Genomic DNA, 18,698 nt, shown 5'->3' on the forward strand with positions numbered 1-18,698 from the left:
GTACAAACGCTATGATTAATTTATTTAATACGCAGATAGAATCTTTGTCTATTCACCGAGTTGGAAATAAAAGCCGTGCCGAAGCTATTTTTCTGTCTGAAAATACTTTTAATGTAAACGACGAAATTACGCCACTTTTAAAAGAATATTTTTTTAAGCCTTTTCGCGAAAAAGAAGAAAACTATTATCAATTTGCACACGATGTTGATTTAGATTATAACGACATGTTTAATTTTGCAAACGAAATTTTTGCAAACCCAAGCAGTGCTCACGAAGTTTCAAAGAAAATTACCAAACATTTATACGAACAATCAAACCATCCGCATATTAAAAACGGTGAGGTTTACGTGACTTATTTAACGCATATCACTATTGATAACAATCCGGTTGATGCGATTGGTATTTTTAAAAGCGAATTAAAGTCTGATTTTTTACAGTTCGAAGAAAACAACAGCAACCTGGAAATGGTGCTTCAGCAAGGAATTAATCTGAATAAGTTAGATAAAGGCTGTATTATTTTCAATTACAAAAAAGAAGAAGGCTACAAAATTTTAACTATTGACAGTAACCGTTACGATGCGCGTTATTGGTTGGAACATTTTTTATCGGTTGATGCTTTTCAGGATGAAAACTTTATGACCAAAAAATACTTGAAATTTGTTCAGGATTTTGCTAAAGATGTGGTTTTACCTGCCGAAGATAAAAAAGAAGAGGTGATGTTTATGAACCGATCTGTAAATTATTTTGCGAAGAATGACGAGTTTGAAGAGCAGAATTTTATTAACGATGTAATTGATAATCCTGATTTACAAGCCGAGTTTAAAAACTATAAAACAGATCGTGCCGAAAAATACAGTATTGAAGATGTATCTAACTTCCCAATTGCAAACAACGCGGTTTCTGATGTTCGTAAAAAAATTAAAAACGTTATTAATTTAGATACCAACGTACAAATTAAGTTAGATTTCATTAATCCGGAATCAGCCGAAAAATATATTGAAAAAGGCTGGGACGAAGAAAAACAAATGTATTACTACCTTGTTTATTTTAATAAAGAACAAAAATCGTAATGTCGATTTTAAATAAAAAAATCTTCCATTTGGAAGATTTTTTTATTTATGCTTTGCAACAACCGTCTAGGTTTTCGTAAGCTATTGGGTCGGCTTTTATTTCGTCGGCATCAAAACCTAATTTCGAAATTGCCGTTTTAATGTCTTGCAAATTTGTTTTTTTAGGATTGAAATAAACCGTAATAGTTTCTTTTTCCTCATCTAACTCGTACATTTTTACACCTTTTACTTTCAGCATTTCTGTCTGAAACATTTTTCCGCAGGTTTCGCACGCTTTGCAATGATCGCAAACAATGTTTGTTTTAATGACAGCTTTTTCTGATTTTTTGTTTTGTGCACTCACAACAGTTGTAAATGCAATAAACAACACAACTAATAAAGCTTTTAAATTTTTCATAATTCAGGTTTTAAATTAATCAATACAGGTAATCATATCGGTAGCTGTTTTTCTTACCTTCTTTAATTCTGCCTGCCAGTCGTTTTCGGCATCGCGGTAACCAATCGGTAAAATAACAACGCTTTTTAATCCTTTTTCTTCTAAATTCAACAGTTTGTCAACTTCGTGGTTAATAAAACCCTCCATTGGTATCGAATCTACTTCTAAAGCTCCGGCTTCGGTCAATGCCATTCCCAAAGCAATATAAACCTGTCGGGAAGCATGCTCAAACTGATGTTCTAACGACATAGATGTTAACTGCTTGGTAACGTTATTTTTGTAATTATCAGAAAAACCTTTAGGCAAATCGCGCTCTTTTTCGTAATAATCAAAATAATAATTTATTCTGTTAATATCATAATAATTCCAAGCGGCAAAAATCACCAAATGCGAGCAGTCTGTTAATTGCGTTTGGTTAAAAGCTAATGCCTTAATTTTTTCTTTTAATGCCTGATTGGTAATTACAATCATTTCAAAGGGCTGTAAACCGGAAGACGTTGGTGCCAATCGCGCCGCTTCTAAAATACTGTTTACCTTATCTTGAGAAACTTTTTCGCCGTTCATTTTTTTGGTAGCGTAACGCCACTGCAATGCGGGAATAATACTCATAATTTTATTTTTATGATTACCATAACTTTACTATTCTTCAGTTCTAGTTTTTATAAGTTAAATTCTCGACAAACTCGAACTGACGATAATAAATTATTTTTTATACGATGCTAAAAAAGCATTTACATTTGTTTCGATACGTTCCTGAATGTTTGAAACATCGGCTTTTTCGAATTTCTCACCAATGATATTTTCGTATAATTCAATATATCTGTCTGAAACTGTTTCAATGTATTCATCTGTCATTTCAGGAATCTGCTGACCATATTTCCCTTGAAAACCGTTTGAAATTAACCACTGACGTACAAACTCTTTTGATAATTGTTTTTGAGCTTCGTTATTATTCTGACGTTCTTGGTATCCTTCTGCATAAAAATAACGAGAAGAATCCGGCGTGTGAATTTCATCAATCAATACAATTTTACCGTCTTTTGTTTTACCGAATTCGTATTTTGTATCAACCAAAATCAATCCGCGTGATGCTGCAATTTCAGTTCCACGCTGATATAAAGCATGCGTGTATTTTTCCAGCACTTCGTAATCTTCTTTAGAAAGAATTCCTTGTGCTAAAATTTCTTCTTTAGAAATATCTTCATCATGCGTTCCAACAGCAGCTTTGGTAGTTGGAGTAATAATTGGCGTTGGAAATTTATCGTTTTCCTTCATGCCGGCAGGCATTTCAATTCCGCATAAAACACGTTTTCCATCAGCATATTCACGAGCCGCATGACCCGATAAATAGCCGCGGATAACCATTTCTACTTTAAAAGGATCGCACAAATAGCCAACAGCTACGTTAGGATCTGGATTTGCGACCAACCAGTTTGGAACAATATCTTGAGTTAAATGCATGAATTTAGATGCAATTTGATTTAAGATTTGTCCTTTATATGGAATTCCTTTTGGCATAATTACATCAAAAGCCGATAAACGGTCAGTTGCAATCATCACCAATAAATCGTCGTTAATATTATAAACTTCGCGTACTTTTCCTTTGTAAACAGATTTTTGACCCGGAAAATTAAAGTTAGAAGAAGTTATGGTTTTCATTATAATGTTGTGTTTGTTTTAAAACTGTAAAAGTACTAATAATTCTTTTTCAAAACGTTCTTTAGGCAAATATTGCGCTTCCAGATTATCCATAAAAGGTATAGGCGTTTCGATACTTGCCACGCGTTTTACAGGTGCATCTAAATACTCAAAACAATTTTCCATAATCCAAGCCGATAAATCGCTGGCGATTCCACCAAACATTGAATCTTCCTGAAGAATTACTACTCGGTTTGTTTTTTGTACCGATTTTCTAATTGTTTCGTAATCTAAAGGCTGTAAGGTTCTTAAATCGATCAAATCAGCAGAAATACTCGGGTTGTTTGTCAAAGTATCTAATGCCCAATGAACCCCGGCTCCGTAAGAAATAATTGTAACATCATTTCCTTCTTTAATTAAGGAAGCTTGCCCAAACGGAATGGTGTAATAATTAGCCGGAACATCTTGCGATTTACTACGGTACAGATTTTTATGTTCGAAGAAAATTACCGGGTTTGGATCGTTAATTGCAGTATTCAACAAACCTTTAGCATCGGCAGGAAAAGCAGGATAAACCACTTTTAATCCCGGAGTTTTAGTGAACCAGGCTTCGTTTGTTTGCGAATGGAACGGACCTGCACCAGAACCTGCACCACAAGGCATACGAACTACAACATCGGCATGTTCGCCCCAACGGTAATGTTGTTTTGCCAGTAAATTTACGATTGGATTAAAACCTGTTGAAGCGAAATCGGCAAACTGCATTTCTACAACCGATTTGTATTTATTGATTGATAATCCGGCAGCCGATGATACAATAATACTTTCACAAATTGGTGTGTTACGCACGCGTTCTTTTCCAAAAGCATCAACAAAACCTTCGGTTACTTTAAAAGCACCCCCGTATTCTGCAATGTCCTGACCCATGATTATTAAATTCTCATGACGCTCGAATGATTGTTTCAACCCTTCAGAAATCGCATCAATAAAACGGATGTTCTTTGTTTCGGTCGATGCTTCAAAATGCTGATATTCGTAAGGTTTGTAAACATCGTTCAATTCCGTTTCCAGATTGGCTTCTAAACCGGCTTCGTCTTGCGTAATTTTCCAGTGCGTATCAATTTCTTCTTTGATTTCTTTTTTTAACTGCGCATCTTGTTCTTCAGACAGAATTCCCATTTCGGTTAAATAATTATTAAAACGAGTAATAGGATCTTTAATTTTCCATTCTTCGAACAATTCCTGCGGAATGTATTTGGTACCACTCGCCTCTTCATGTCCACGCATTCTAAACGTTTTCATTTCAATTAAAACCGGATGCGGATTTTGACGCATATCTTCGGCAATTTCATGAAGTTTTGTGTAAACTTCCACAATATTGTTACCATCTATAATATGACTTTCCATACCGTAACCAATACCCTTATCTGCTAAATTCTCACATTTATATTGTTCACGAGTTGGCGTTGAAAGTCCGTAACCGTTATTTTCAATAATAAACATTACTGGTAAATCCCAAACGGCAGCAACGTTTAATGCTTCGTGAAAATCACCTTCAGACGTTGCTCCTTCGCCCGTAAAAACAGCTGTAATTTTATTTTCTTTTCGCAGTTTGTGTGCCAATGCAATACCATCCGCAATACCTAATTGCGGACCTAAATGCGAGATCATTCCTACAATGTTAAATTCTTGTGTTCCAAAGTGAAACGAACGATCGCGTCCTTTTGTAAATCCGTTTGGCTTGCCCTGCCATTGCGAAAACAATCTGCTTAAAGGAATGTTTCTGCTTGTAAAAACGCCAAGGTTTCTGTGCATTGGCAAAATGTATTCATCATTATGAAGAATGGATGTTACACCAACTGCAATAGCTTCCTGCCCCATTCCGGAAAACCATTTTGATACTTTTCCCTGACGAATCAAGATCAACATTTTTTCTTCTATTAACCTTGGTTTCAGTAATTTTTTATATAAATCTAACAGTATATCTTGCGATAAAATTTGAGATTGAACTTCCATAAAAACGGCTGTAAATATTTTTGGGCTAAAAGTACTAATTTTATTTGTGTAAGCCTCTAAAATATTTTTTTTCACTGCATAGTGAATTTTTTTTGGTAGATTCAGGTTTTATATTTAATTTTGCTTCTAATCAACAATAAAACACTCGTTAAAACTCTAACTTTATTTTAATTGACTTTCATTTAGGATGTTGTTATAGAGAAAGACTGACTTATAGAAAATATGAGTCAGTTTTTTTATTTAATTTTGCCTTATTAATGAATGCATGTTATGGAAGATGAATCTAAAAGTCGTAAGCGAACCTCGGGTAAGTTGCGCGATAAAGAGCGAACGAAAGTTAAAATGATACAAGCCGTAGGTAAAGTTCTTTTAAAAAAGGGTTATACCGGTTTAAATGCGTCTTCAATTGCAAAAGAAGCGGGCATTGATAAAAGTTTGGTTTGGACGTATTTTGGAAGTTTGGATAATTTGGTGGAAGAATATATTGCTCAACGTGATTTCTGGAAATATAAAGCTACCGACTCCATTAACAACATGCTAACTTTTAAAGATGGAATTAAGGAAGAATACATGAGCGGTTTGTTGCAGTTTCAGTTTCAATCTTTGTTAGATGATGAAATTTTGCAACGTATTATGCTTTGGGGAATCAGTGAAAAAAAAGATTTTTTACGAAATATATCAGATGAACGTGAATTGATTGGAGAGGAAGTATTTAAAATTGTTGATCCGCAGTTTAAAAATTCAGACATTGATATTCGCGGAATTTTAGCCATTTTAGTTGCTGGAATTTATTATCTGGTTCTTCATGGAAAAACTAATGGAAGTCTTTTTTGCGGGATCGATCTCAATACTGCAGAGGGTGAAGATCGAATCAAAGAAAGTATCTCGCAGATTATTTCAATGGCTTTCAAAAAAACAATCGCTTAACTTTTTTTTTAAAAAACTTTATTCATAAATACGTAAATTTGAATTTAAAGTTTTAATAATGCAAAATATACCTAGTGTTGACTTGCGTGATTTCCTATCGGATGATCCGGTACGCAAACAAAAATTTGTAAATGAAATCGGTAAAGCTTACGAAGAAATTGGTTTCGTAGCATTAAAAGGACACTTTTTAAGTGATGAATTGGTTGAAAAACTGTATCAACAAGTTCGCAACTTCTTTAATTTGCCTTTAGAGGTTAAAGAAAAATATGAAATTCCCGGAATTGGTGGGCAACGCGGATATGTTTCGTTCGGAAAAGAATCTGCAAAAGGACGAACAACGGGCGATTTAAAAGAATTTTGGCATTTTGGTCAGTACGTTGAAAACAACGACAAACTGGCAAACGAATATCCTGAAAACGTAACGGTTAACGAACTTCCCGAATTTAATTCAACAGGAAAAGAAACCTATAAAATGCTCGAAAAAACCGGCGTTTATGTTTTACGTGCTTTGGCTTTGTATTTAGGTTTGAACGAGTTTTATTTTGACGATTTTGTCAAGAACGGAAATTCAATATTACGCCCAATTCACTACCCTCCTATTATTGATGAACCAAAAGATGCTGTTCGTGCAGCCGCACACGGCGATATTAACCTGATTACGCTTTTAATGGGCGCACAAGGAAAAGGTTTACAGGTACAAAATAACAAAGGCGAATGGATTGATGCTATTGCTGCTAATGACGAATTGGTTATTAATGTGGGCGATATGTTATCACGACACACAAACAATAAACTGAAATCTACTATACATCAAGTGGTAAATCCACCACGAGAATTATGGGGAACATCACGTTTTTCTATTCCGTTTTTTATGCATCCGATAAGCGAAATGCCTTTAAACTGTTTAGATAACTGTGTTACTGATGAAAACCCTAAACTTTATGACGATATAACGGCAGGTGAATTTTTAACCGAACGTTTAATTGAATTAGGTTTGATAAAGAAATAAAAAAACAGGCTGACAAATTTCAGCCTGTTCTCTTTTAAAAAATACCGCTTAACCTCAATAAACTAGCACGCATATTAATTTAATTTATATTTGATGTTTAATTTATTACATGTTTAAAAAGCATCAACAAACCGCAATAGTTTTAGTAGTTTCCATTTTATTTTTTGGAATACCGTTTATAACATCGCCCGATTTACAAAATAATCCTTCGTTTTTTAGTTCGCTCATTTTCTACAAACGCTGTATAGAAACCTTAATTATTGTAGTTTATTTTTATCTGAACTATTTTTTATTTGTTCCTTATTTCTATCACAAAAAAAAGTATTTAATATTTATAGCGGTATCTATTGTTTTCTTGTTAATTGCAGTTAAACTTCCCGATTTAATAATTACAAACGAACAAATTCATTGTGCATTAACCGCTCAAAATCCTGATTATAAAGGAAGAGGTCCACGACCGGAAATGCCTTTTTTTATGGAATTTCTAATCGATAAAAATGCGTATCAATTTTATCTGGCGTTATCAATCGGTATTTTGTTAAAGACCAATCAATACATAAACGGTATGCAGCAAGACATGCTAAAAAGTGAAGTTTCGTATTTAAAAGCACAGATTAATCCTCATTTTTTATTCAATACGTTAAACTCTTTGTACGCTTTGTCTTTGGTAAAATCAGACGATGCACCGAATGCGATTTTAAAATTATCGTCGATTATGCGTTATGTGGTAACCGAAAGTTCAAAAGAAAAAGTATCTTTAAAAAGTGAATTAGATTATATTTCTGATTATATCGATTTGCAAAAATTACGTTTGACAAAGAATACACAAATCGATTATCAAATTTCAGGATCTGTCGAAAATCAAACAATTGCACCTTTGCTTTTTATTCCCATTATTGAAAATTGTTTTAAATATGGTGTGAACCAAACAGAAAATGTAGTTATCAAAATTCATATTTCGGTTGATAATAACGAAATTTTGCTGGAAACTTTCAATAAAAAGGTGGCAAAAAATATCAGCGAATTAGAAAAAACCGAAACAGGAATTATTAATACACAAAAACGTTTGGATATTCTGTATCTTAACAAGTACAAATTGAACATTGAAAATACCGATACTGATTACAAAGTTCAACTAAAAATAAATTTAAAATGATAAAAGCAATTGCAATTGACGATGAACCGCTGGCTTTAACAATTTTAGAGCATTTGTGCAGTAAGAATACCGATGTTGTTTTAGAAAAAACGTTTACGTCACAACAAGAAGCATTGAATTATTTGGAGAAATTTCCGGTTGATTTGATTTTTTTGGATATTCAGATGCCAGAAAATGACGGAGTTTCCTTTTATAAATCGCTAAAAAACAAACCATTGGTAATATTTACAACCGCTTTTGACAGTTATGCGGTAGAAGGTTTTAATGTAAATGCCGTTGATTATTTACTGAAACCAATTGCTTATGAACGATTTGAAACTGCTGTTGAAAAAGTAAAAAGATTAAAACAATTGCCTGTTTCTGGTGTAGAAGACCCATTTATATTGATACGTGCCGATTATAAATTAAACAAAATCTATCTGAAAAATATCTTGTTTATTGAAGGTTTAGATGATTATATTCAGATTCATATTGAAGGTAAAAGCAAGATTGTTGCACGAATGTCAATGAAGAATATTATGGAACAGTTACCGCTATCAGATTTTATCCGGATTCATCGTTCGTTTATTATTCCTGTGCAAAGAATTACATCGGTTCAAAGTAAATTTATCTTTATAAACGAACAGGAATTTCCTGTGGGCGACACTTATAAAACCACTGTTTTACAGCTTTTAACCGACAAAAAAATATAATTTACCACTAAACATAAAAAAATATTTAATTACACTTGCAGAATAAAAAAAACGTAGTACATTTGTACTATAACTCATCTACTACAGGACAAGTAATTAGAATGTTTTAGAATTTTTGAGTTTTTCATAAGTGTTTTTTTTGGTTATTAAAGTGGGTTTATCTCGGTAAACCCACTTTTTTTATTTGCTGTTTTCAGCCAAATAACGTTCGGTAATAAAATCGATATCTTTGATTGATTTACGCATCCAATCTATTTTTTTAGCTAAAAGTTCTTCTTCCGAAAGTTTCCAATCTAGTGTTGAATTACGCAATTTATTGGTAATGCTGTTAATTACAATAGCAGCAGAAACCGAAATATTCAAGCTTTCTGTAAAACCGTACATCGGGATTTTAATATAAGCATCTGCCTGATCCATAATTTCTTGAGACAATCCATTTTTTTCTGTACCAAAAAATATTGCAGACGGTTTGCTAATATCAAAATCATCTAAAGTATGAGCATCGGCATGCGGAGTTGTTGCAACAATCTGATAACCTTGACTTTTCAAGCTGTCCAAGCAATTCTGTGTAGATGAATGTCGGTAAATATCCACCCACTTCTCAGCTCCCAACGCAATTTCCTTATCAATTGTTTTGCTGAATTTTTGCTCGATCATGTGCAAATCCTGAATACCAAAAACCTCGCAACTTCTCATGACCGCACTTGTATTATGCAGCTGATACACATCTTCCACGGCAATACAAAAATACTTGGTTCTATTTTCTAAAACTTCATCAAACTTTTGCTTTCTGTTTTCGGTAATAAAATCTTCCAAATATTTTCTGTAATCTTCACTTTTATATAATTCTGATAAATTCATTGCTTTTATTTAATTTAGTAGCAAAGATACTATTTGCAGATACAATGAAAAATTTAGTTTTTTTAACAGGCGCAGGAATTTCGGCAGAAAGCGGCATAAAAACCTTTAGAGATGCCGATGGTTTGTGGGAAGGACACGATATTATGGAAGTTGCCAGTTTTGATGGTTTTGAAAAAAATCCGGCGTTGGTTTTAGATTTTTACAATCAAAGGAGAAAGCAGTTGTTGGAAGTTCAACCTAATAAAGCTCATGAGATAATTGCCGATTTACAGCAACATTACAACGTAACCGTTATTACTCAAAATGTAGATGATTTACATGAACGCGCTGGCAGTAATAAGATTATTCATTTACATGGTGAACTTTTAAAAGCACGAAGTGTCGCTAACGAAGACTTGATTTACGATTGGAAAGCAGATATTTTAGAAGGTACAACAAACGATAAAAACCACCAATTGCGCCCGCATATTGTTTGGTTTGGTGAAGCAGTTCCGGAAATTGAAAATGCTGTAAAAATCATTGAAGAGGCTGATGTCATTGTTATCGTTGGCACATCTTTGCAAGTATATCCTGCAGCAGGTTTGATTGATTATGCCGATAAAGCACAACACTTTTTTTATGTTGATTTGAATCCTGCAGAAACCAGTTATTTTAGAAAGAAGATAAAAGTGATTCCCAAAAAAGCATCGGAAGGAATGATGGAATTGCAGGAGTTGCTTAATGATTTGAATGTTTAAAGATTTTATCAGTATTTTAATCTATCACTATCAAATTATACTTACAGTTGAAATTAGACAGGTCACATGCTTAACTTGTTTCAGCATCTCATAAGATAATTATGATGAGATTCCGTGTCAAGCACGGAATGACAAGCAGTGTAAAAAGACGAATGACAGTAAGATTTTTATAAGCAAGATTGTAAAAAAAGTTGCGGATAATCGGTTGTAATACAATCAATTTCTTGAAGTATAAATTCCTTTGCAATTTCTAAATTATTAACCGTCCACGAGTTTGTTTTTAAGTTTAAATCTTTAAATTCTTTGATGATGTTTTTATCAGCTAAAAGCAAATTGTAGTTATAATCCATTCCGCTTAAGCCGCTTTTTAAAATTTCACTGGCAGTTTTATCTCCTTCTAAATAATGAACAAAAAAAGCAGGAAGTTTGTTTTTAAGATACACAGCCGAATCAAAATCAAACAAAATAAATTCTAAATTTTCAGGATTTGCGTTGGTTGGAAGTTCGTTTACAATAACATCAATCAATTGTTTTGTTCGATCTGTTCCACCGATTTCCGAAGTTTTAATCTCAAGAATCAGTTTGGTTTCGGTTTGATTCAATCCTTCAGAATAGAAATCATTTAAGGTTGGAAGTTTCTCTCCGTTTGGCAATTCTTTAATCAATAAATCATTGTAATTGGTGGTTTCAATATTCAACCCGAAAAAATCAGTATCATGATTAATAACCGCAATATGATCATTTGTTAAATGGACATCGAATTCTGTTCCGAAACATTTCAGTTCGATCGCTTTTTTTAATGAAGCTACGGAATTTTGTGGCAAATTAAATTCTTTCCAAGCGCCACGATGTGCAATGATTTTATTTTTCATACAACTGAAAAATTAATTTTCTTTTTCTGTTTTCGATTGCTTATTCGATTCTTTTTCCAAATCATCTTTCAGTTCATCCATAAGCGAATGTTTCCAAAGTTTTGTACCTGTCATATACGCTACTTTACTAATTAAAAAACCAGCAACGGGCGAAGTAATCAACAGAAAAAACATAATTGCAATGGCTTTTGTTGTTACAGAAAAATCTGAAAAATACAGAACCGCCGCAATTAAAATACAGCCAATTCCTAAAGTTGCTGCTTTTATTGTTACTGATAATCGTGAGTAAAAATCGGGCATTTTAAATACACCAAACGAAGCAATCAGAATAAAAATTGCTCCTAAAGTGCTTAAAATCATTATTAAAATATCATTCATCTCTTTTTCGTTTAAATATGTAATACGAAAATGCTACGGTACTTAAAAAGGCAATCAGCGCCATAATCATGGCTTCTTCTAAAAACATAGGATTATTTACAACAATACTAAAAAGCGTTATAAATGCAACACCTACGGTAATAAGCAAATCAAGAGCCACTACTCTATCAACTACCTGCGGACCCTTTATAAATCGAAGAATTATAAAAAAAACTGCCAGACAAATAATGGGCATTACAACATACGCTATATAATCTTCAACCGTCATATTATCGAAGTATTTCTAATAATTTTCTTTCAATTCTGTTACTCAATGTGATTTTGAACTCTTCTTTATTTGTGAGATACATTACGTGAATGTACATGAATTTCTTGTCTTTAGAAAGATCTATCACAACTGTTCCCGGAGTTAATGCAATCATATTTGCCAACATAGTAATTTCGAAATCGGTTTTTGCATCCATTTCATATTTAACAATTCCGGGTTTCATGTTGTAATTTGGCGTAACAACATCTTTCATAACTTCGAAATTGGCTTTTAGCAAATCGTAAAAAAACAAAAATATAAAAGCAAAAATTTTAGGAACTCGGTAAAAATACTCTGTGTTGGCTCTTATCGATCGGTTTACCATCCACAAAATAAAGAATCCCATGGTGTATCCAAAAAGAAAATTTGCATAGTCAAGCTGTCCGGTAAGTGCCACCCAAACAAATGTAAGTAATATGTTTAATAAGAAATTTTGTAACATAATTATTCTTTTGAACCTAATACGTTATTGATATAAATTTCGGGACGTTTCATTTCGTAAGCTGCTTTTTCTGATAATTTTATAAAACTGTTGGCGTTTAAACCGATTATTAAAGATACAGCTGCCAAGCCTACTATTGGTGCGATTAATGCAATTTTTCCTGATAATGAAAATGGTGCAAAATGATCGATTTCTTCAGTGATTGGTTTTGGCGATATTTTCCAGAAAGCTTCAGACCAAATACGCACCATTACAAAAAGTGTTACGAAACTTGCTACGATTAATCCGGCTAATAAAACATAATTTTCTTGTTTGAACGATTCCTGAAATAATAGAATTTTTGGCCAGAAACCCGATAAAGGTGGAATACCAATTAAAGAAAAGAATACCAAAGCTGCTACGAATGAAAATTTCGGATAATCTTTCAGTAAGCTTCCCAAACGAGTGATATCAACCGTTTCACGCATTTTTAAAATGACACCTGAAATCATAAATACGTTACTTTTTACAATTACATCGTGAATCAGATAAAAAACAAGTGCCACAAAAGCCAATTCGGTATTTAAAACCAATCCTGCAATTAAATATCCGATATGACAAATGATCAAATACGATAAAATTCTGCGGATACTTCGTTTATTAATGGTTCCTAAAGCACCTGTTATTAATGTCAATACAGCGATGATCGAGAATAATGTCAGTGTAAAATAATCAGGTTGAAAAATTACGGTAAATACACGCAACATGGCGTAAATTCCCATTTTTGTAAGCAATCCTCCAAATATTGCTGCAATTGCCGATGGCGGTGTATGATAAGCTGATGGCAACCAAAAATATAATGGAAACACCGCTGATTTAATTCCGAAACCAACGAAAAACAACAGCGAAGTTACAGTTACCAAACCTTTATTTTCTACCAAGGTAATTTTATTGGCAATATCGGCAATGTTCAACGTTCCGGTAATTCCGTACAAAACCGCGATTGCAGTAAGAAATATTACCGATGCAAGCATGTTCATTGTAACGTATTTTATCGCGCCTTCCATCTGCATTTTTTTTCCTCCAACTGTCATAAGAATAAAAGACGATATAATCACCACTTCAAACCAAACGTACATGTTGAAGATGTCACCGGTAAGAAATGCGCCTAAAAGCCCCATTATTAAAAAGTGGAAAATAAAAAAGTAACCGTATTTAATTCTGCTTACATTTAAACTTGCAGTTGAGTAAATTCCTACAGCTAATGAAACCAACGCCGTCAAAAGAACCATAATCGCGCTTAATGTGTCTGATATAAACGTAATACCAAATGGAGCCTGCCAACCGCCCAATTGTAAGGTTAAATATCCTTGAGACAACGTCATTTCGAACAAACGTAAACACAGCAGAAATGCAATACTGTTACCAACAATGCTTATTATTTTCTGAATCAGAACTTTCTGCCAGAAAAATAACAACACAATAGCGGTAAACATGTGCATTAATATGGGTGCCAGTATAAAGTTTGTTGTCATATATCTAAATCTTGAATATTTAAGGAATCCAAATCGTCTGATCCTGTTGTTGTGTAAACTCTTTTTAGCAGTACAATTGCGAATGCCGTTAATGCAAAACTTATTACAATTGCGGTAAGTATTAATGCCTGCGGAACGGGATCTGCATAAACTTCTAAAAACTTACTGTTTTCTGGTCTGATAATCGGGGCTTTACCTTTGGTTAATCCGCCCATTAAAAAAATCAGAATATTTGCTCCGTTTCCTAATAAAAGTAATCCCATAAGCAGTTTTACCATGCTTCGGCGAAACATCATATATATACCGGCAGAATAAAACGCGCCGACTAAAATCACTAATAATAATTCCATTTATGTATTTTCTGAAATTGTAAATAAAATTGTTAAAACTACACCTATCACTACCATGTAAACACCGATATCGAATATTAATGCCGATCCGAATGCACCAATTGCCACTACATTATCGGCAAACCATACGCCACTCATAAACGGATATCCCAATAATGCAGGCAACATTCCGCTAAAAAAACAAAGCATTAATCCTGTAGGTATCACGAAAAACGGTTTTATACTGAACATTTTTACAGTTTGTGTTGGACTGTAAGCAAACGAATGCAATACAAATGCGATAGATGCTACCAAACCACCAACAAAACCGCCGCCAGGAAGGTAATGTCCGCGTATCAACAAAAAAATCGAGAACAAAATCAACAACGGTAGTAAGTAATTTGTTGATGTTCGTAAGATTGTTTTGTCTAATCTTTCATTATTCCGATTTTTCTCCATCTTGCGTCTTATATTTTAAAATACTGTAAACTCCCACTGCTGCAATCGATAGCACAATTGTTTCAATCATAGTATCAAATCCACGAAAATCAACCAAAATAACATTTACCACATTTTTACCTTTTGCCAAAATGTAAGCATTATCAGCATAAAATTTACTTACACTTTTATCAGCCGGAGAAACCAATGCCTGTAAGGTAATCAACGAAATTAATATTCCGAAGCAAACCGAAATGACTCCATCTCTGAACTGAATTTTTTTATTGGTAAACTTTAAAAATGGCGGTAATTTGAACAAAACCAATACAAACAATACAACCGTTAAAGTATCAATTGCAAACTGCGTCATTGCCAAATCGGGTGCACCGTAAAAAACGAAAATCAAACAGATTGAATATCCAATTACACCCAAAGCCGCGATTGATGTTAGTCTGGATGTTGTGCTTGTAATAAAATAAATTGCGATAATGGTTATAACAAAAACTGTGAATTCATAAATTCTAAAGGCAGATAAATCTTCGGTATTTACACGCAACGGAACATCGGCAAACAGCTTGTAACCAACAATTCCCGTAAAAAAGATCACGATAAACATGATATACACCCTTAGATATCCGTTATGAAAAAAGCGCGTGTATCTGAATGCAAACCAACGAATACCCAATGCAATACTGGTAAGAATTGTTTGTGGCGAAAAATCATCCAAGCCTTTTAATCTGCTTTCGTTTCGGCTTGATGGCTTTATTACTAAATAGAGTAAAATTCCCAATACAATCGTAATAGCACTTAACAATAATACCAAGTTGAAACCGTGCCATAACGATAAATACATTTGGGTTGATGTTCCTAAAACCGATATTGTTGCCGATTTTAATATGGATTGATCTATTATTGATGGAACGATACCAAAAAGCAGCGTTAACGCACTCAACAAAACAGGTGGAAACCATAAATAGAAATTCGGTTTTTTGATCTTTTCAAACTCTTTTGGAAGTTTTCCAAAAAACGGACGAATTCCAGCTAAAAATCCTGATGATGTTAGAAATATATTTGTCAGTAAGGCAATTCCAGTTAAAACAAAAACAGTTTCTTGTGTCCAGATTCCGTCAGTAGATACGCCGTAAATCAGTTCTTTACTTAAAAATCCGAAGGTAAAAGGGATTCCTGCACTTGATAATGCCGCGATAAAACCTGCAATTGCAATTACTGGCATTACTTTACGAAGACCTCTTAAAACAGATAAATCTCTAGTGTGTGTTGCGTGATCTACAATTCCTGTAATTAAGAACAAAGTTGCCTTGTAAAGCGCATGAACCAAAATAAATGTACAAGCTGCGTACAAAGAAGTTTCTGTTCCAATGCCAATCAAAAAAACAATGATTCCCAAAGCCGAAATGGTAGAATATGCCAGCAAACCTTTCATATCTTTATGAAAAACACTCAATACCGCTCCCATTACCATTGTAATTCCGCCAACGATCATTAAGGTATCATTCCAAACAGTATCGCCGCCCAAAATCGGAGAAAAACGTGCTAAAATGTAAATTCCGGCTTTAACCATGGTTGCTGAATGCAGATAAGCCGATACCGGAGTTGGTGCTTTCATTGCGCCCGGAAGCCAGAAATGAAACGGAAACTGTGCCGATTTTGTGAATGCACCCGCAAAAAGAAGGAATATAATAATGTAGTAATACTGGTTGTTTAGCAATACATCGGGATACGCAAGAAGTTCGTTTAAAGAATACGTTCCTGCGACAATGCCAATTAAAGCAAACGATGCCAACATAAAAAAACCGCCCAAACCGGTTAAACCCAATGCCCACATGGCACTTTTTCGCGATGCTTCCTGGTCGGTGTTGTATCCAATCAAGAAAAACGAACTTATACTTGTAAGTTCCCAGAAAACAAACAGTGTAATTAAATTATCAGACAAAACCACGCCGAGCATGGCACCCATAAACAAGGTTAAGTAACAATAAAAGCGGTGAATGTTTTCGTCTCTCTTCAGATACTCCGCTGCATACAAATAAATTAATGTACCAATACCGGTAATCATTAACCCGAAAAGCATGGAAAGACCATCAATTTTAAAATCTAACGAAATTCCTAAAGAAGGAATCCATTCATTTTTAAAAAATATTGATTTAGTTCCCTGATAAACAGATGGTAAATATGTTAATAAGTAAAGGAATAATAGAAGTGGAACAACACATATAAATTTAAAAAACCTTAAAAACTTTTGCGGCTTTAAAAGCAACATCAAAAAGGCTAACAAAAAGGTTACAATAATCGGTAAAAGCATAAAATGTGTAGTTTAGTCCTTTCTCTATATCTTAAATTATATCGATTTTTGCTAAAATAAGAAAAATAAGTCATTTAATGAAATTTAATCTTCATTAACCGACCAAGAAAGGAGGTAAATAAACTACTCTATATGCTTTTTACAACCAATTTACAGGCTTTCCTTTTTTACTGAAAAGCCATGCGATAAAAACAGTGTCTACACCGTCAACCTTAAAAACTTTAAATTGTGGAGCCAGTACAATCGCTGCAATACCACTTACAACCGGTATCCATAAACCAGTAAGTAATGCAAAGTGAACAATTAAAAATCGTGCTCCTAAAAATATACCTGCAAAGCACAAAAACTGAATGATTAATATTTTGGTTGATTTAGTCATTGTCTGTTCTGTTTTGAAATTTGGTTCGTTTGCTGCCTTCGTACATTTCGTATTTTACCAAGCGTGATTCCAACTTACCGTTAAACAATTTTATTTTTCTCGATGGTTTTAAGCCTACAAATTTTAAAGCTTCTACATTTCCGGTAATAAACCATGAATTTGTACCCGGATAACTCTGTTTCAACGTATCTCCAATTTCTCGATAAAAACGTTCTAAATCAATATCTAAACGTTCGCCATATGGTGGATTAAAAACCATGTGTAACGGACCTTGAACTTCTTTTTCTGTTTCAAAAAAGTTTTTTTGTTCAATTTTTATGTATTCTTCTAAATTGGCATTTTTAGCATTGTCTTTTGCTTTTGCAACTGCAGACGGTGCTTTATCATAACCAAAAATATCATAATGAAAATCGGTAATTTTTTTAAGTAACGATTCTTCTACTTTTTCAAACAAATCGGCATCCCAATCTTTCCATTTCTCAAAAGCGAATTCTTTTCTGTTGATATTTGGCGGAATGTTACACGCAATCATAGCTGCTTCAACCAAAAAAGTTCCCGAACCACACATAGGATCCAAAAAGTTCGTTTGACCTGTCCAACCGCTTAAAATTAAAATTCCGGCAGCCAAAACCTCGTTAATCGGCGCAATGTTTGTTGCTGTTCTATAGCCACGATGATGTAATGAAGCACCTGATGTATCTAACGAAACCGTACAAATTTCGTTCTGAATATGAATGTTAATACGCAAATCCGGGTGATCTTTATCTACATTTGGTCTATCGTCAAACTTCTTTTTAAACTGATCTACAATGGCATCTTTACTTTTTAAAGCAACAAACTGCGAATGATTAAAATTTTCAGAAAATATGGTCGCATCAATCAAAAACGATTTATTCACGCTTAAAAATTCGGTCCAATCAATACTTTGCACACCGTTATATAAGCTGGTTTCGTTGAAAACCTTAAACTGTTTTATAGGTTTTAAAACTTTTAAAGCGGTACGCAAAGCCAAATTTGCCTTGTACATAAAACCCTGATCGCCATAAAAACTAACCATTCTGGTACCTTGTTCTACACGTTGCGCACCTAATCTAATCAATTCGTTTGCTAAAATCTCTTCAAAGCCAAAGAAGGTTTTAGCTACCATTTTAAAGTTTTCCATATTCAATTCCTT

The 18,698-nt window shown here is 33.7% G+C and carries 21 protein-coding genes; 6 read left to right on the forward strand and 15 right to left on the reverse strand.

Annotated elements, in window-relative coordinates; all coding sequences use genetic code 11:
* Window positions 1-11: 11 nt before the first annotated feature.
* A complete protein-coding gene (locus F0460_RS02645) occupies window positions 12-1,070 on the forward strand; it encodes a nucleoid-associated protein (protein ID WP_150010008.1) in 1,059 nt (352 codons plus the stop codon).
* A 46-nt stretch (window positions 1,071-1,116) separates the two neighbouring features.
* On the opposite strand, the gene F0460_RS02650 is transcribed toward F0460_RS02645, so the two are convergent.
* The 4 genes from F0460_RS02650 to F0460_RS02665 all read right to left on the reverse strand — a co-directional run bounded on the left by F0460_RS02650 (window position 1,117) and on the right by F0460_RS02665 (window position 5,160).
* Window positions 1,117-1,467, reverse strand: a complete 351-nt coding sequence (locus F0460_RS02650; RefSeq protein ID WP_091519580.1) for a heavy-metal-associated domain-containing protein — start codon at window positions 1,465-1,467, stop codon at window positions 1,117-1,119.
* 15 nt (window positions 1,468-1,482) lie between these two features.
* Window positions 1,483-2,115, reverse strand: coding sequence for an NAD(P)H-dependent oxidoreductase (locus tag F0460_RS02655; RefSeq protein ID WP_150010010.1), 633 nt, complete (start codon window positions 2,113-2,115; stop codon window positions 1,483-1,485).
* A gap of 93 nt (window positions 2,116-2,208) precedes the next feature.
* Window positions 2,209-3,168 carry a phosphoribosylaminoimidazolesuccinocarboxamide synthase gene (locus tag F0460_RS02660; RefSeq protein ID WP_190304092.1) on the reverse strand — a complete coding sequence of 320 codons (960 nt, stop codon included), beginning with the start codon at window positions 3,166-3,168 and terminating at the stop codon, window positions 2,209-2,211.
* A 15-nt stretch (window positions 3,169-3,183) separates the two neighbouring features.
* Window positions 3,184-5,160 (reverse strand): alpha-ketoacid dehydrogenase subunit alpha/beta, encoded by a 1,977-nt coding sequence (locus F0460_RS02665; protein WP_150010661.1) that lies wholly within the window; start codon window positions 5,158-5,160, stop codon window positions 3,184-3,186.
* Between the two features lie 270 nt (window positions 5,161-5,430).
* Here F0460_RS02665 and F0460_RS02670 point away from each other — a divergent pair, with 270 nt between their 5' ends.
* The 4 genes from F0460_RS02670 to F0460_RS02685 all read left to right on the forward strand — a co-directional run bounded on the left by F0460_RS02670 (window position 5,431) and on the right by F0460_RS02685 (window position 8,944).
* The gene (locus F0460_RS02670) at window positions 5,431-6,087 is read left to right on the forward strand and encodes a TetR/AcrR family transcriptional regulator (protein ID WP_223810748.1); all 657 of its coding nucleotides are present in this window, start codon (window positions 5,431-5,433) and stop codon (window positions 6,085-6,087) included.
* A 58-nt stretch (window positions 6,088-6,145) separates the two neighbouring features.
* On the forward strand, window positions 6,146-7,096 hold the full coding sequence (locus tag F0460_RS02675; RefSeq protein WP_150010016.1) for an isopenicillin N synthase family dioxygenase: 951 nt from the start codon (window positions 6,146-6,148) through the stop codon (window positions 7,094-7,096).
* Between the two features lie 109 nt (window positions 7,097-7,205).
* The gene (locus F0460_RS02680; protein ID WP_150010018.1) at window positions 7,206-8,252 is read left to right on the forward strand and encodes a sensor histidine kinase; all 1,047 of its coding nucleotides are present in this window, start codon (window positions 7,206-7,208) and stop codon (window positions 8,250-8,252) included.
* On the forward strand, window positions 8,249-8,944 hold the full coding sequence (locus F0460_RS02685; protein ID WP_150010020.1) for a LytR/AlgR family response regulator transcription factor: 696 nt from the start codon (window positions 8,249-8,251) through the stop codon (window positions 8,942-8,944). The genes F0460_RS02680 and F0460_RS02685 overlap by 4 nt, the downstream gene beginning before the upstream one ends.
* Window positions 8,945-9,124: 180 nt before the next feature.
* On the opposite strand, the gene F0460_RS02690 is transcribed toward F0460_RS02685, so the two are convergent.
* Entirely contained in the window at window positions 9,125-9,805 is a 681-nt protein-coding gene (locus F0460_RS02690) for a TrmH family RNA methyltransferase (RefSeq protein ID WP_150010022.1), read from the reverse strand.
* 44 nt (window positions 9,806-9,849) lie between these two features.
* On the opposite strand from F0460_RS02690, the gene F0460_RS02695 reads away from it, so the two are divergent.
* A complete protein-coding gene (locus F0460_RS02695; protein ID WP_150010024.1) occupies window positions 9,850-10,542 on the forward strand; it encodes an SIR2 family NAD-dependent protein deacylase in 693 nt (230 codons plus the stop codon).
* 167 nt (window positions 10,543-10,709) lie between these two features.
* On the opposite strand, the gene F0460_RS02700 is transcribed toward F0460_RS02695, so the two are convergent.
* The 10 genes from F0460_RS02700 to F0460_RS02745 form a co-directional block, all read right to left on the reverse strand.
* The gene (locus F0460_RS02700; protein WP_150010026.1) at window positions 10,710-11,414 is read right to left on the reverse strand and encodes a glycerophosphodiester phosphodiesterase family protein; all 705 of its coding nucleotides are present in this window, start codon (window positions 11,412-11,414) and stop codon (window positions 10,710-10,712) included.
* Window positions 11,415-11,426: 12 nt separating this feature from the next.
* Complete coding sequence (gene mnhG, locus F0460_RS02705) at window positions 11,427-11,792, reverse strand: monovalent cation/H(+) antiporter subunit G (protein WP_150010028.1); 366 nt, start codon at window positions 11,790-11,792, stop codon at window positions 11,427-11,429.
* Window positions 11,785-12,060 (reverse strand): monovalent cation/H+ antiporter complex subunit F, encoded by a 276-nt coding sequence (locus F0460_RS02710; RefSeq protein WP_150010030.1) that lies wholly within the window; start codon window positions 12,058-12,060, stop codon window positions 11,785-11,787. Before F0460_RS02710 ends, mnhG begins: the two co-directional genes overlap by 8 nt.
* A gap of 1 nt (window position 12,061) precedes the next feature.
* The gene (locus tag F0460_RS02715; RefSeq protein ID WP_150010032.1) at window positions 12,062-12,541 is read right to left on the reverse strand and encodes a Na+/H+ antiporter subunit E; all 480 of its coding nucleotides are present in this window, start codon (window positions 12,539-12,541) and stop codon (window positions 12,062-12,064) included.
* A gap of 2 nt (window positions 12,542-12,543) precedes the next feature.
* Complete coding sequence (locus F0460_RS02720; protein ID WP_150010034.1) at window positions 12,544-14,055, reverse strand: proton-conducting transporter transmembrane domain-containing protein; 1,512 nt, start codon at window positions 14,053-14,055, stop codon at window positions 12,544-12,546.
* Window positions 14,052-14,405, reverse strand: coding sequence for a Na+/H+ antiporter subunit C (locus tag F0460_RS02725; protein WP_150010036.1), 354 nt, complete (start codon window positions 14,403-14,405; stop codon window positions 14,052-14,054). The genes F0460_RS02720 and F0460_RS02725 overlap by 4 nt, the downstream gene beginning before the upstream one ends.
* Window positions 14,406-14,843, reverse strand: coding sequence for an MnhB domain-containing protein (locus F0460_RS02730; RefSeq protein ID WP_150010038.1), 438 nt, complete (start codon window positions 14,841-14,843; stop codon window positions 14,406-14,408).
* A complete protein-coding gene (mbhE, locus tag F0460_RS02735; RefSeq protein WP_150010040.1) occupies window positions 14,824-17,145 on the reverse strand; it encodes a hydrogen gas-evolving membrane-bound hydrogenase subunit E in 2,322 nt (773 codons plus the stop codon). The genes F0460_RS02730 and mbhE overlap by 20 nt, the downstream gene beginning before the upstream one ends.
* A gap of 139 nt (window positions 17,146-17,284) precedes the next feature.
* Entirely contained in the window at window positions 17,285-17,524 is a 240-nt protein-coding gene (locus F0460_RS02740; RefSeq protein ID WP_150010042.1) for a hypothetical protein, read from the reverse strand.
* Window positions 17,517-18,686 (reverse strand): THUMP domain-containing class I SAM-dependent RNA methyltransferase, encoded by a 1,170-nt coding sequence (locus F0460_RS02745; protein WP_150010044.1) that lies wholly within the window; start codon window positions 18,684-18,686, stop codon window positions 17,517-17,519. Before F0460_RS02745 ends, F0460_RS02740 begins: the two co-directional genes overlap by 8 nt.
* Between the last annotated feature and the right edge of the window lie 12 nt (window positions 18,687-18,698).

It is taken from the genome of Paenimyroides baculatum, from assembly GCF_008629655.1.
GTDB lineage: Bacteria > Bacteroidota > Bacteroidia > Flavobacteriales > Flavobacteriaceae > Flavobacterium > Flavobacterium baculatum.